14 protein-coding genes are annotated in these 13,780 nt (G+C 71.1%); 13 read left to right on the top strand and 1 reads right to left on the bottom strand.

All coding sequences use genetic code 11. The annotated features are described in order from the left end of the window. Nucleotides 1–6 precede the first annotated feature (6 nt). The 13 genes from ACV7NN_RS14735 to ACV7NN_RS14675 all read left to right on the top strand — a co-directional run bounded on the left by ACV7NN_RS14735 (nucleotide 7) and on the right by ACV7NN_RS14675 (nucleotide 13,126). Nucleotides 7–444: an SRPBCC family protein gene (locus tag ACV7NN_RS14735; protein ID WP_463350321.1), complete on the top strand. Its 438-nt coding sequence runs from the start codon at nucleotides 7–9 to the stop codon at nucleotides 442–444. A 279-nt stretch (nucleotides 445–723) separates the two neighbouring features. Then, nucleotides 724–2,445 (top strand): nitrite/sulfite reductase, encoded by a 1,722-nt coding sequence (locus ACV7NN_RS14730; protein WP_463350320.1) that lies wholly within the window; start codon nucleotides 724–726, stop codon nucleotides 2,443–2,445. Next, nucleotides 2,442–3,164 (top strand): phosphoadenylyl-sulfate reductase, encoded by a 723-nt coding sequence (locus ACV7NN_RS14725; protein WP_463350319.1) that lies wholly within the window; start codon nucleotides 2,442–2,444, stop codon nucleotides 3,162–3,164. The genes ACV7NN_RS14730 and ACV7NN_RS14725 overlap by 4 nt, the downstream gene beginning before the upstream one ends. Beyond that, the gene (gene cysD, locus ACV7NN_RS14720) at nucleotides 3,161–4,087 is read left to right on the top strand and encodes a sulfate adenylyltransferase subunit CysD (RefSeq protein ID WP_463350318.1); all 927 of its coding nucleotides are present in this window, start codon (nucleotides 3,161–3,163) and stop codon (nucleotides 4,085–4,087) included. The genes ACV7NN_RS14725 and cysD overlap by 4 nt, the downstream gene beginning before the upstream one ends. Beyond that, nucleotides 4,087–5,442, top strand: a complete 1,356-nt coding sequence (locus ACV7NN_RS14715; RefSeq protein WP_463350317.1) for a sulfate adenylyltransferase subunit 1 — start codon at nucleotides 4,087–4,089, stop codon at nucleotides 5,440–5,442. The genes cysD and ACV7NN_RS14715 overlap by 1 nt, the downstream gene beginning before the upstream one ends. Then, entirely contained in the window at nucleotides 5,439–6,551 is a 1,113-nt protein-coding gene (locus tag ACV7NN_RS14710; RefSeq protein WP_463350316.1) for an ABC transporter substrate-binding protein, read from the top strand. The genes ACV7NN_RS14715 and ACV7NN_RS14710 overlap by 4 nt, the downstream gene beginning before the upstream one ends. Nucleotides 6,552–6,554: 3 nt before the next feature. Next, on the top strand, nucleotides 6,555–7,301 hold the full coding sequence (locus ACV7NN_RS14705; RefSeq protein WP_463350315.1) for an ABC transporter ATP-binding protein: 747 nt from the start codon (nucleotides 6,555–6,557) through the stop codon (nucleotides 7,299–7,301). Next, nucleotides 7,291–8,217, top strand: a complete 927-nt coding sequence (locus ACV7NN_RS14700) for an ABC transporter permease (RefSeq protein ID WP_463350314.1) — start codon at nucleotides 7,291–7,293, stop codon at nucleotides 8,215–8,217. Before ACV7NN_RS14705 ends, ACV7NN_RS14700 begins: the two co-directional genes overlap by 11 nt. After that, nucleotides 8,214–9,527, top strand: coding sequence for a uroporphyrinogen-III C-methyltransferase (cobA, locus tag ACV7NN_RS14695; RefSeq protein WP_463350313.1), 1,314 nt, complete (start codon nucleotides 8,214–8,216; stop codon nucleotides 9,525–9,527). The genes ACV7NN_RS14700 and cobA overlap by 4 nt, the downstream gene beginning before the upstream one ends. Then, nucleotides 9,528–10,907, top strand: coding sequence for an FAD-dependent oxidoreductase (locus tag ACV7NN_RS14690; RefSeq protein WP_463350312.1), 1,380 nt, complete (start codon nucleotides 9,528–9,530; stop codon nucleotides 10,905–10,907). It abuts the gene before it with no gap. After that, complete coding sequence (gene fdxA, locus ACV7NN_RS14685; RefSeq protein WP_463350311.1) at nucleotides 10,904–11,233, top strand: ferredoxin; 330 nt, start codon at nucleotides 10,904–10,906, stop codon at nucleotides 11,231–11,233. Before ACV7NN_RS14690 ends, fdxA begins: the two co-directional genes overlap by 4 nt. Next, the gene (locus tag ACV7NN_RS14680) at nucleotides 11,226–12,386 is read left to right on the top strand and encodes an NAD(P)/FAD-dependent oxidoreductase (protein WP_463350310.1); all 1,161 of its coding nucleotides are present in this window, start codon (nucleotides 11,226–11,228) and stop codon (nucleotides 12,384–12,386) included. Before fdxA ends, ACV7NN_RS14680 begins: the two co-directional genes overlap by 8 nt. Continuing rightward, on the top strand, nucleotides 12,383–13,126 hold the full coding sequence (locus ACV7NN_RS14675) for a sirohydrochlorin chelatase (protein WP_463350309.1): 744 nt from the start codon (nucleotides 12,383–12,385) through the stop codon (nucleotides 13,124–13,126). The genes ACV7NN_RS14680 and ACV7NN_RS14675 overlap by 4 nt, the downstream gene beginning before the upstream one ends. Here the strand turns inward: ACV7NN_RS14675 and ACV7NN_RS14670 are convergent. After that, on the bottom strand, nucleotides 13,059–13,664 hold the full coding sequence (locus tag ACV7NN_RS14670; protein WP_463350308.1) for a hypothetical protein: 606 nt from the start codon (nucleotides 13,662–13,664) through the stop codon (nucleotides 13,059–13,061). The two genes, ACV7NN_RS14675 and ACV7NN_RS14670, sit on opposite strands and share 68 nt — an antisense overlap. Nucleotides 13,665–13,780 lie beyond the last annotated feature (116 nt).

Raw genomic sequence — 13,780 nt, 5'->3', positions numbered from 1 at the left:
GGTATCGTGCCGCAGCTCACGAACACGATCGACATCGACGCAACGCCCAAGACCGTCTATGCGGCCCTCCGGGCGCTCGACGGCTATCCGAGCTGGCTGAAGCACTCCATCGTGTATCGCGGGACGACAGTAGGCGCACCGATGCCGAGCACGTCGCTCACCTACACAGACAGCACGATGGTCGGCCGGATGCGCGGCGAACTCATCGACGACCTCCCCGATCACGCGCTCGAATTCCACCAGAGCAAGCCGTCCGGCACCCTCGATGCGCGCATCCGCTACAGCGTGGACTCCGCGGGGACGGGAACGCGCCTCACACGCGTGGGCCAGATGACGACCCACGGGATGCTCCGCATCGTGCAGCCCATCCTTCTGCGGATGGCGTCCGCCGAGAGCGACCGCACGATGAGGGCGCTGAAGGCCCACATGGAGAACGGGCGCTGATCCGCGCGCTCATCCACACCGCCGGTTGCCGCACCCAGCCTCGCCGCACGCGTTTCATCTGATCGCACGAGTTGGAGCACGTGCGGCGAGACGCACGTAGTGCGGTGGCACCAGCGCGCGCCACGCATCCGCCCCCACGCCTGTCAACAGCGTCCCGTCACATGACACCCCCTGTTGCCCCACGTTGCGTCATGTTGCGCTGGGCCTCGCTTTCGCAAGAAGCGCTGGGCTAGCTTTCGGAGCCAGATCGAATCCGAGCGCCAGCCGAGGAGTTCCGCAATGCAAGACAGCGCCGCAAGCGCGCCGACCGTGGTCGCACCCCGCCGACCGTTGAGCGGCGGAACCCAGCGCAGCAACGGGCAGTGGAAGGTCGACGGCACGACCCCGCTGAACGGCAACGAAGCGTGGAAGCAGGATGACGGCGGCCTGAGCGTGCGCGAACGGATCGAGTCCACATACTCCCGCCTCGGGTTCGACAGCATCGACCCGACGGACTTGCACGGCCGGTTCCGGTGGTGGGGCCTGTACACCCAGCGCAAGCCCGGGATCGACGGCGGCAAGACCGCCACGCTCGAGCCCGAAGAGCTGGAGGACAAGTACTTCATGCTGCGCGTCCGCATCGACGGCGGGCAGCTGTCGACCGAGCAGCTTCGCGTCATCGGCGGAATCTCGACCGAGTTCGCGCGCGACTCGGCGGACCTGACCGACCGCCAGAACATCCAGCTGCACTGGATCCGCGTCGAGGACGTGCCCGAGATCTGGCGCCGCCTCGAGAGCGTCGGCTTGGGCACGACCGAGGCGTGCGGCGACGTTCCGCGCGTCGTTCTCGGCTCCCCGGTGGCCGGAATCGCCGCGGACGAGCTGATCGATCCGACCCCGGCGATCGCCGAGATCACCGAGCGCTACATCGGCGACCCGGAGCTGGCGAACCTGCCGCGCAAATTCAAGACGGCCCTGACCGGGCATCCGAGCCAGGACGTGGTCCACGAGATCAACGACGTCGCGTTCGTCGCCGTGGAGCATCCGGCTCTCGGCGTCGGTTACGACCTCTGGGTCGGCGGCGGGTTGTCGACGGCACCGCGTCTGGCCGAACGGCTCGGCGTGTTCGTCGAGCCCGACCGCGTGGCCGAGACGTGGTACGGCGTGACCGCGATCTTCCGCGACTACGGCTACCGCCGCCTGCGTAACAAGGCGCGCCTCAAGTTCCTGCTCGCCGACTGGGGCACCGAGAAGTTCCGCCAGGTGCTCGAAGACGAATACCTCGAGGCCCCGCTGCCGGACGGGCCGGCCGCGCCCACCCCGACGACGCCCGGCGACCACATCGGCGTGCACCGCCAGAAGGACGGCGCGTTCTACATCGGCGTCACGCCGATCGTGGGCCGCATCTCGGGCTCGGGGCTGATCCGGCTGGCCGAGATCCTCGAAGCGAACGGGTCGCGCCGGCTGCGCACGACGCCGCACCAGAAGCTGGTGCTGCTCGACATCCCCGAGGACCGCGTCGAAGCCGTGATCGCGGCGGTCGACGACATCGGGCTCTCCGCGCGTCCGAGCGCGTTCCGCCGCTCCACCATTGCCTGCACGGGCCTCGAGTTCTGCAAACTCGCGATCGTCGAGACGAAGGCCGCCGCCGCTCGCGCGGTCGGCGAGCTCGAGAAGCGGCTCGCGTCGGTCGAGCTGCCCGCGCCGATCTCGCTCCACGTCAACGGATGCCCGAACTCGTGCGCGCGCATCCAGACCGCGGACATCGGGCTCAAAGGACAGCTGCTGCCCGACGGCAACGGCGGCCAGACCCCCGGTTTCCAGGTTCACCTGGGTGGGGGCCTGGCGTCGAGCGACCGCGCGGAACCCGGGCTCGGCCGCACCATCCGCGGCCTCAAGGTGACCACGACCGACCTACCCGACTACGTCGAGCGTCTCGTGCACCGCTTCCTGGAGGACAGGGAGAACGAGGAGACGTTCGCCGAGTGGGCCCACCGCGCGGATGAGGAGGCACTGAAGTGAGCATCACCACCGGCACCCCGGTGCGCCGTTCGAACGACGAACTGCGCGAGCTGGCCGAACGCGGCGCCCGCGAGCTGGGTGACGCACCCGCCGACGCGGTCGTCGCCTGGGTCGCGCGCAACGTCGACACCAGCCTCGCGACCGTCGCGTGCTCGATGGCCGATGCCGTGCTCCCCCACCTCGTCTCGCAGTACCTCCCCGGCGTCGACGTGCTCTTCCTCGACACCGGTTACCACTTCCCCGAGACGTATGCGACCCGCGACACCGTCGCCAGGGAGCTGTCGGTGCGTGTCGTCGATGTGCTGCCGAAGCGGACGGTCGCCGAGCAGGATGCGGAACACGGCAAGGATCTTTTCGCACGCGACCCCAATCTCTGCTGCGCCCTGCGCAAGGTCGAGCCGCTCGGCCGTTCGCTCGGGCCGTACGAGCTCTGGTTCACCGGCGTGCGCCGCGAGGAGGCCCCGACCCGCACGGCGACGCCGGTTCTCGCCTGGGACGCCAAGAACGGCCTCATCAAGGTCAACCCGCTTGCCGCCTGGACCTTCGACCAGCTCCTCGACTACGCCTCGGCCTTCTCGGTACCGGTGAACCCCCTGATGGCGGACGGCTACCCGTCGATCGGATGCGCGCCGTGCACGGCCAGGGTCGCTCCCGGCGCCGACCCCCGGTCCGGCCGCTGGGCCGGACTCGGCAAGACGGAATGCGGGCTGCACGAATGACGATCGGGGCCACGACATCCGCTGCGCCGCGCACCGGCGACATCCTCGACGTGCTCGAGAGCGAGGCCATCCACATCATCCGTGAGGTGGTGGCCGAGTTCGAGCGCCCAGTCCTGCTGTTCTCCGGCGGGAAGGATTCCGTCGTCGTGCTGCACCTGGCGGCGAAAGCGTTCTGGCCGGGCCGCGTGCCGTTCCCCGTGCTGCACGTGGACACCGGGCACAACTTTCCCGAGGTCCTCGCCTTCCGCGATGCCACCGTCGAGAAGCTCGGCGTGCGGTTGAACGTCGCTCGCGTGCAGGACTACATCGACGACGGGCGGCTCGAAGAACGCACCGACGGCACCCGCAACCCGCTGCAGACCCTCCCCCTGCTCGACGCCATCGCGGCCGGTCGCCACGACGCCGTCTTCGGCGGGGCGCGCCGGGATGAGGACAAGGCCCGCGCGAAGGAACGCATCATCTCTCTGCGCGACAGCTTCGGCCAGTGGGATCCGCGCAACCAGCGCCCCGAACTCTGGAACCTCTACAACGGACGCCACCGTCCCGGCGAGCACGTGCGCGCCTTCCCGATCAGCAACTGGACCGAGCTCGACATCTGGCGCTACATCGAGCGCGAAGCGATCGAGCTGCCCTCCCTGTATTACGCCCACGAGCGCGACGTCTACCGCCGCGACGGCATGTGGCGCGCGGTCGGCCCGGTCTCCGAGCCGCTGCCGCACGAGCTGGTGCAGCGCGTGCAGGTCCGGTACCGCACCGTCGGCGACATGAGCTGCACAGGCGCCGTCGAATCGGGTGCGCGCTCCGTCGGCGACGTCGTGCGCGAGGTCGCCGCGTCCACCATCACCGAACGCGGCGCCACGCGCGCCGACGACCGGATCTCCGAGGCCGCCATGGAGGACCGCAAGCGAGAGGGCTACTTCTGATGACGCTGACCACGGAGTACCCCCAGACCGTCGCCGCACCCGCCACCACCGGCACCCTCTTCCGCTTCGCCACCGCCGGCTCCGTCGACGACGGCAAGTCGACCCTCGTCGGGCGCCTGCTGCACGACAGCAAGTCGATCCTCGTCGACCAGCTCGAGGCGGTCACCCGCACGTCGATCGAGCGCGGCTTCGGCGGCGACAGCGGCGCCATCGACCTGGCGCTCTTCACCGACGGGCTGCGCGCCGAGCGCGAGCAGGGCATCACGATCGACGTCGCCCACCGCTACTTCACCACCGGGCGCCGGTCGTTCATCCTGGCCGACTGCCCCGGGCACGTGCAGTACACGCGCAACATGGTCACCGGTGCCACCACGGCGGATGCGGTGGTCGTGCTGGTGGATGCGCGCAACGGCGTCGTCGAGCAGACGCGCCGCCACCTGTCGGTGCTTGCGCTCCTGCGGGTGCCGCACGTGATCGTCGCGGTGAACAAGATCGACCTGCTGGGTTTCGCGGAAGAGCCGGTCGCCCGTCTGACCGCCGACCTGCTCGCCGTCACCGACGAGCTCGGGCTGCAGGATGTTCGGGTCGTTCCGGTCTCGGCACTCGACGGCGACAACGTGGTCGAGCGCAGCGAGCGCACGCCGTGGTACACCGGCGAGACACTGCTCGACCTGCTCGAGACCCTTCCGACGACAGATGACCACGAGGGCGTGAGTGCCGACTTCCGCCTTCCGGTCCAGCTGGTCCTCCGTCCGCAGGGTGCCGTGTCGCCGACCGTCGCGGAGCCGGAGGCCTTCCGCGACTACCGCGCGTACGCCGGCCAGCTGTCCAACGGCACGGTGCGTGTGGGCGATGTCGTCGATGTGCATCCAGGCGGAGCTTCGACCGTCGTCCGCTCGATCACCGTCGCGGGCCGCCACGTCCCGGAGGCATCCGCCCCGCAGTCGGTCGCCGTGGAGTTGGAGCACGACCTCGACCTTGCCCGGGGCGCGCTCATCGGCTCGGCGGGAAGCCTGCCCGAGAGCACGACGGCGTTCGAGGCCGAGCTCTTCTGGCTCGGACACCGTCCGCTGAACGTGGGCGACCGGCTCCTGGTCAAGTCGGGCACCTCGGTCGTCCAGGCCCGGCTGACCTCGCTGGAGGGTCGCCGCGACCTCGGCACCTTCGGCCTGGAGCCCGCAGACCGTCTCGAACTGAACGACATCGGCCTCGCCCGCATCGACACAGGGAGCCCGCTCGCGCTCGACGAGTTCGCCAGCCACCGGCGCTCCGGCGCCTTCCTCCTGATCCACCCCCAGGATGGCAGCACACTCGCTGCCGGAATCGTCCGTTCCATCGAAAGGCTCGTCTCATGACCCGCACTGATCGCAGGGACCGCTCCATCCGTCACGCCGTCGCCGGCGCAGCCCGCCCCGCACGTCGCATCGCCGCCGCCGCCACGGTCGCGATCGCGGCCGCCGCGCTGCTCGCCGCCTGCTCGTCCGCAGACGCAGCGACGCCATCCGCAGGTCCTGCGAAGACCCTCCGCCTCGGCTACTTCGACAACATCACCCACGCCCCCGCGCTCGTCGGCCTCCAGACCGGCTCCCTCCAGAAGGCCCTCGGCTCCACCAGGCTCTCCAAGCAGATCTTCAACGCCGGACCCGCCGAGATCGAGGCGCTGAGCGCCGGTGCGATCGACGCCGCGTACATCGGCCCGAGCCCGGCCATCAACTCGTACCTCAAGAGCCACGGCCAGTCGCTGAAGATCGTCGCGGGCGCGACGAACGGCGGCGCCTCGCTCGTCGTCGCCCCCTCGATCACCTCGGCGAGCGACCTCAAGGGCAAGACCCTGGCCACGCCGCAGCTCGGCAACACGCAGGATGTGGCACTCCGCTTCTGGCTGACGTCGAAGGGCTACAAGACGCAGGTCTCCGGCTCGGGCGATGTGACCATCAACCCGACCGACAACGCCCAGACGCTCGCCCTCTTCAAGACCGGCAAGCTCGACGGCGCGTGGCTTCCCGAGCCCTGGGCCTCCACGCTGGTCGTCGACGCGGGCGCCAAGGTGCTGGTGAACGAGGCGTCGCTGTGGCCGCACAAGGCGTTCCCGACCACGGTGCTCGTGGTGTCGCAGCAGTTCCTGTCCGCGCATCCGTCGACCGTCGCCGCGCTCGTCAAGGGCAACGCGGATGCGATCGCCTGGCTGAACGCGAACACGTCCAAGGCCGCGGACCTCCTGAACGCGCAGCTGAAGGCCGACACCGGCAAGTCCCTCGCCTCCGCGGTGCTCGACCGCGCGCTCGGCAACGTGACCTTCTCGAACGACCCGGTCGCGTCGGCCTACCCGACTCTCGTCTCGCACGCCGTCGCGGTCGGCATCGGCAAATCCGGATCGATCTCGGGTCTCCTGGACCTCACCGCCCTGAACGCCCAGCGCGCGAAGGCCGGACTGGCCGTCATCAAGGTTTCGGGCGGTGAGTGACGCATGACCGTCGAGACCGCGATCCGGATCGACCGCCTGTCCAAACGGTACGGGGCGGCAGGTCCCCTGGTGCTCGAGGACATCAGCCTCGACATCCCGGCGGGCGAGTTCGTGTGCCTCGTCGGCGCATCCGGATGCGGCAAGTCGACGCTTCTGAACATCGTGGCCGGGCTCGAGCCGGCAAGCGCCGGGACGGTCGACGTGGCCGGGGGACAGGCCGCGATGATGTTCCAGGAGTCGGCACTCCTGCCGTGGCTGACCGCCAGTCGCAACGTCGAGTTCGCGCTCGAACTGCGCGGGGTCGCCGCCGCCGACCGGCGCTCACAGGCCCTGGAACTCCTCGACCTCGTCAACCTGGCTCCGGCCGCCGACAAGCGCCCGCACCAGCTCTCCGGCGGCATGCGCCAGCGGGTCGCCCTGGCCCGCGCGCTCGCGCAGGATCGGCCGGTGCTGCTGATGGACGAGCCGTTCGCCGCCGTCGACGCGATCACGCGCGACCTGCTCCACGCGGAGCTCGAACGCGTCTGGCTCGAGACGGGCCGCACGATCGTGTTCGTCACCCACAACGTCGGCGAGGCGATCCGGCTCGGCGACCGCATCATCCTGCTCGGCTCGCGCCCCGGGCGCATCGCGGCCGAATGGTCGATCGACCGGGCGACCCGCGCGACCATGACCGCCGACGACCTCGCAGACCTGCAGTCCGACATCACCGGCCGCCTGCGCCAAGGAATCCGAGCCAATGCTGCCTGACACTGTGAAGCTGACCGTGCCCGTGACGGTGCGCGACCGGGTCGCGCCCGCCGACGACGACCTGCGGAGCGTCGAATCGGGCCTGGACGCGCTGCAGGCGGTGGATGCGCACCCGCGCAGGACCACCCGTCGCGTCCTCCGGGCCGCCCTTCCGACCGTCGCCCTGCTGGTCGCGCTCGTCGCGGCCTGGCAGGTGTTCATCGTGGTCGCGCATCCGCGCCCAGACATCGTGCCCGGCCCTGCCGACGTCGCCGCAGCCTTCGCGGCCGCCTGGAACACCGGACAGCTGCAGCTGGCGGTGACGACGAGCCTCACCCGGGGAGCGACCGGCTTCGTCATCGCGATCGTCGTCGCCACCCCGATCGGCCTGCTCCTCGCCGAGGTCGCACCGCTTCGCCGCGCGTTCGGGCCGATCATCTCCGGCCTGCAGGTGCTGCCGTCGGTCGCGTGGGTTCCCGCCGCCATCCTGTGGTTCGGACTCGGCGACGGCACGGTCTACTTCGTCGTGCTGATGGGGGCGATCCCCTCGATCGTGAACGGCCTGCTCGCCGGTGTGGACCAGGTGCCGCCCTCGCTCCGCCGCGTCGGGCTGGTGCTCGGCGCGTCCCGCCGCCAGCTGTCGACGAAGGTCATGCTGCCCGCAGCGCTCCCCGGCTACTTCGGCGGGCTCAAGCAGGGCTGGGCGTTCTCCTGGCGCTCGCTCATGGCCGCAGAGATCATCGCGATCGGCGGGTCGATGGGCTTCGGCCTCGGTTCCCTCCTGCAGCAGAGCCGCGACCTCGCCGACATCGCGACGGTGCTCGCCACTGTGCTGACGATCCTGGTGATCGGCGTCGTCGTCGAACTCCTGGTCTTCGCCCCCATCGAGCGCGGCCTGCTGAGCCGTCGCGGACTCCGACCGACGGGACACCGATGAACGCCGAACAGCCCCTCTACCCCCTCACGCTCCGTCTCGCCGGACGCGGCGTCCTCGTCGTCGGCGGCGGCCCGGTCGCCGCACGCCGCGCATCCGGGCTGATCGTCGCCGACGCGATCGTGACCGTCGTCGCCCCCGCGGTGTGCGACGAGCTCGCCGACCTCATCCGGTCGGGCGCCGTCACCTGGATCGAGCGCGGCTACCGCCCGGGCGACCTCGACGGCGCGTGGCTGGTGCACACCGCGACCGGCGACCCCGCGGTCGACGCGGCGGTTCTCGCGGACGCGGAAGCCGCCCGCGTCTGGTGCGTGGACGCATCCGACCACGAAGCCTCGGCGGCGTGGGTGCCCGCCGTGACCCGGCGCCAGGGCGTCACCGTCGCCGTTTCGGCGGGGGGCGACCCGCGCAGGGCTACGGCGGTCCGGGATGGGGTGGCCTCGGCACTCGACGACGGCACGGTCGCGCCGTTCGCGCAGGTCCCGCCGGCCTCAGCGCTCCCCCGCCGCGTCGACTTCCCCGCGGGCTCCGTCGCCCTCGTCGGCGGCGGCCCCGGCGACCCAGACCTCATCACCGTGCGCGGCCGCGATCTGCTCGCCCAGGCGGATGTGGTGGTCGCCGACCGACTCGGCCCGCGCATCCTTCTCGCCGGGCTCTCCGATCGCGTGACCGTGATCGATGTCGGCAAACTGCCCGGCCACCACCCGGTGCCGCAGGACGAGATCAACGCGATCCTCGTCCGCTACGCGCAGGCGGGCAAACGCGTGCTCCGGCTGAAAGGCGGCGATCCGTATGTGCTCGGCCGCGGCGGCGAGGAGCTCGCGTTCTGCCGCCACGCCGGCGTGCCCGTGCAGGTCGTGCCCGGCGTGACGAGCGCCATCTCCGCTCCCGCCGTCGCGGGTATCCCTGTCACCCACCGCGGCGTCGCCGCCGGCTTCACTGTGGTGACCGGCCACGACCAGCTCGCGGACCTGCCCGGCGGACGCAACCACACGGTGGTACTGCTCATGGGCGTCTCCGGCCTCGCTCGCTCCGCTGCCGTGCTCGCGGCCGGACAGCGCGGCGGAGGATGCCCGGTGGCGATCATCGAGGATGCGTACGGCTCCGGCGAGCGCGTCACCGTCGGCACCCTCGCCGACATCGCCCGTCGCGCCGAGTCGACCGGGGTCCGGTCGCCCGCCGTCGTCATCGTCGGCGACGTGGTCGGGCTCGGCCACCACGCGCATCCGACCGCTGCACACTCCGATGCCTCGCATCCCCACCCTGTCGCCGCCCGCCCCGAACTCCTCGACACCCTCACGAAAGGCCTCTGAATGAACCGACCGATCCGCGTCGCAATCGTCGGCGCAGGACCCGCCGGAATCTACGCCGGGAGCATCCTCGCCAACCGGGTCCCCGGGGTCGCGATCGACCTCTTCGAGTCGCTCCCCGCGCCGTACGGGCTGATCCGCTACGGCGTCGCGCCCGACCACCCCCGCATCAAGGGCATCGTCACGTCGCTCCACGAGATGCTGGACGGCGGCGCCATCCGGCTGATCGCGAACGTCGAGGTGGGCGCCGACCTCAGCGTCGACGACCTGCGGGCCCACTACCACGCGGTCATCTTCGCGACAGGCGCCATCCGCGACGCCGACCTGGACATCCCGGGCGTCGAGCTCGCGGGCTCGTACGGGGCTGCCGACTTCGTCTCCTGGTACGACGGGCACCCGGATGTCCCGCGCGACTGGACGCTGGACGCGGGCCAGGTGGCGGTGATCGGCAACGGCAACGTCGCGCTCGATGTCGCGCGCATCCTCGCGAAGCACCCGGCGGACCTGCTGACCACCGAGATCCCGGACAACGTGGTCGCCGGCCTCACGGCGTCGGCGGTCACCGACGTGCACGTCTTCGGTCGCCGCGGGCCCTCCGACGTCAAGTTCACGCCCATCGAGCTGCGCGAGCTCGGTGAGCTGCGCGACGTCGACATCATCCTCGACGACGCGGACTTCGCGGAGGACACCGTCGTCGCCCCCGTCGTCGGCGCGAAGCCGACCAACCAGTCGAAGGTGATCGCACGGATCTTCTCGAGCTGGCGCGAGCGCGAAGTCGGCGCAGCCAGCCGCCGCCTGCACCTCCACTTCTTCCACAAGCCGCTCGAGGTCGTCGGAGAGGAGCGCGTGGAGGGCCTCCGGTTCGAGCGCACCGTCATCGACGCTGACGGTCGCGTGACCGGCACCGGTACGGTGCTCGAGTACCCGATCGACGCGGTCTACCGGGCGGTCGGCTACTACGGCTCTCCCGTCAACGACGTGCCGTTCGCCGCCGCCACCGGCACCATTCCGAACCAGGGCGGCCGCGTCGTCGACACCGACGGCAGCAGCATCCCCGGCCTCTACGCGACCGGCTGGATCAAGCGCGGACCGGTCGGCCTCATCGGCCACACCAAGAGCGACGCCACCGAGACCATCGACAATCTGGTCGACGACCTCGACGCACTGCTCGCCGCATCCGAACCGTCGGACCGCGACATCCTCGGCCTGCTCACTTCGCGGGAGGTGCCGTTCACCACGTGGGAGGGCTGGCTGCGGCTCGATGCGCACGAGCGGTTCCTGGGGAGCACCACGCCCCTCGCAGTGGAACGCGAACGCGTGAAGGTCGTTCCGCGCAACGAGCAGGTCGCGATCTCGCGCGACGAGGCGCTGGCCCTGTCATGACCTATGTCATCGCGCTGCCCTGCGTGGACGTCAAAGACCGCGCCTGCATCGACGAGTGCCCGGTCGACTGCATCTACGAAGGCGAACGGTCCCTCTACATCCACCCCGACGAGTGCGTCGACTGCGGTGCCTGCGAGCCGGTCTGCCCCGTCGAGGCCATCTACTACGAAGACGACCTGCCCGAACAATGGTCCGACTACTACAAGGCCAACGTCGAGTTCTTCGACGACATCGGCTCACCAGGCGGAGCGGCGAAGATCGGCGTCACGCCCAAGGACCACCCACTCATCGCCGCCCTGCCCGTGACGGAAGGCGCGCATGACTGAGACCCCGCCCGACGACATCGTCGACTGCGTGGTGATCGGCGGCGGCCCAGCCGGGCTGTCCGCGGCGCTGAACCTCGCGCGAGCGGTGGCGACCGTGGCCCTGGTCGACACCGGCCGCCCGCGCAATGCTGCGACCCTGCGCTCGCACGGCTACCTCAGCCGTGACGGCATCCCTCCCCACGAACTGCGCAAGCTCGGTGTCGCGGAGCTTCGCGCGTATCCGCATGTCCGCATCCATGAACGGGCCACAGCGACGCGAGTCGTGCGCGATGCCGAGGGGTCGCATCCGTTCTCCGTTGAGGTAGCGTCGCGGGCACCCGGCGGTCCGACGCGCCTGGCGGCCCGCACGGTGCTGCTGGCGACGGGGTTGCGGGAGACGCTGCCCGAGGTCGACGGCCTGCGCTCCTTCTACGGGATGAGCGTGTTCAGCTGCGTCGCGTGCGACGGCTGGGAGCTCCGGGATCGTCCGCTCGCCCTGATCGGCGAGACGGCGGATCTCGGTGCGCGCGCACTCCACCTGTCGCGCTGGACGGATGCGCTCACCGTGTTCACGAACGGCGTCGCTGACCTGGCGGCCGACACCGAGGCGCGGCTTGCTGCTCGTGGCATCGGCGTCGTGCGCACGCCGATCGCTGCGCTCGAAGGACACCGGGGGCAACTGACGTCGGTGCGGCTCGCCGACGGGACATCGGTGCCGGTCGACGGCGGTTTCGTGCGGCCGACCTGGGAGGCGCCGCTCGGGTTCCTCGGGGATGCGGCGCCTGCGGTCGACGGGGACGGCTTCGTGCTCGCAGACGCCGAAGGGCGCACCGGGGTCGCCGGGCTGTATGCGGCCGGGGACCTGGTCGCGCCGGGTCCGCAGCAGCTGATCATCGCTGCCGGGGCGGGTGCGCGGGTCGCCGCGGCGGTGGTCGCGGAGTTCGACGCGGGCTGGGCGCCGGCCGAGGCGGCGGCTGGGGCACCGGCCCACGCGGCCGCTACCGAGGCTGCAGCCCAGGCCACGGCGAGAGTGCCCGTTGCGGCCGAGAACGCCCCGCACACCAGGCACTCTCGGCCGGAAGAGGCACTCTCGGCCAGCCGGCCAACCGGGCGTCCGGCCAACCGGGCGTCCGGCCACGCGGCCGGACGGCACGAAGATAGGGTGACCGTGTGACGTCCGCCGACTCCGTCCTGGTCCTCCCCTCCCACGGCACCGCCGACGAGTCCGGCCAGGTCGCGATCCGCGCGCTGGTCGACGCCGTCGCGGACCGGCTCGACGCACCGGTGCTCGACTGCTTCGTCGACGTGCAGGAGCCGGATGTGCCCACCACCCTCGCGCACGCCCCCGGCACGTCACCCCTCGTCATCGTGCCCCTGCTGCTCTCCACCGGCTACCACGTGCGGGTCGACATCGCCGAGGCCGCCCAGAGCGTCGCCCCGCGGCAGACCGTCGTCACGTCGGCGCTCGGCCCGGACGACCGGCTCATCGACCTGCTCGTCTTGCGCCTGCAGCACGCTGGACTGCGCGACGACGACGTTGTCGTGCTGGCCGCTGCAGGATCCAGCGATCCGGATGCGGTCGCCGACTGCGAAGCCGTTGCGGCATCCCTCGGCCGGCGTCTCGGGATCGAGGTTCCGGTCGGCTATCTGGCGTCGGCGCAGCCACGCCTCGATGAAGCCATCTCGGCGGCGCGGGATGCGCATCCGGGACGACGCGTCGCCGTCGCCACCTACCTGCTGGCGCCCGGGTACTTCGCACGTCTCGCCGCTGCCGCGGACGCCGACCTGGTCACCGAGCCCGTGCTTCAGGCGGGACTTCCGCCGGCGGAGCAGGTGGTCGACCTCGTCATCGACCGCTATTCGCAGGCGGCTCAGGCGCTGTCGCAGCAGCGTTCGGAGCAGGACGCTCGATAGTCCACCAGTGCCGCGCGTCACTGCGGCACTCGGCGGCGGGCCGTCGCGCGTCGACCACTGTGTGCCGGCCGGCCTCATCCGGTTCGACGTGCCAGCGCACCGGCCGGTTGTAGAAACGCAGCTTCGCTCCGCATTCCGGGCAGTCCCCCGCATACTTCTCGATCACGAGGCGTCCACCGTCCTCGACCACGGCCGGCAGGATGGGTGACGTGGGAACCCACCGGCCGTCACGGGTGACGCCCCGCCACAGCCGCCAGGTCGCCGCGACGACGACCGCCCCGAGCGCGAGGGCGAGCAGCAGCGCGATCCGCAGACCGTCGACAGTCGTGGGCGTCGCCGCGCCGGAAAGGGCGCCCGCCGGGGAGGCCGTGCCGTACGAGACGGCGAGCGCGGTCGCGGCGACGACCACCACAAGAAGCGCGAGAAGTCCGAGCACGACGTTCGCCGTGGCACCCGCGCGCAGCCCGAACGACCATCGCCGCTCGAAGCTCAGTTGGCTCGTCAGCGGCGGCTCCGTTCCCAACCCGTTCGCGCCCATCCCGGGATGATAGGTCGCGCCCGCGTCCGGCGAACAGCCCCGCCGACCCACAACGTCACATCCGTGCCCCGGCGGCCGGTTGCGCCCGTCGCTCGCGCCACTCGCGCCCGTCGCGC

It is taken from the genome of Leifsonia sp. Ger2509, from assembly GCF_055231915.1.
This window is presented reverse-complemented; position numbering and strand designations above follow the sequence as displayed.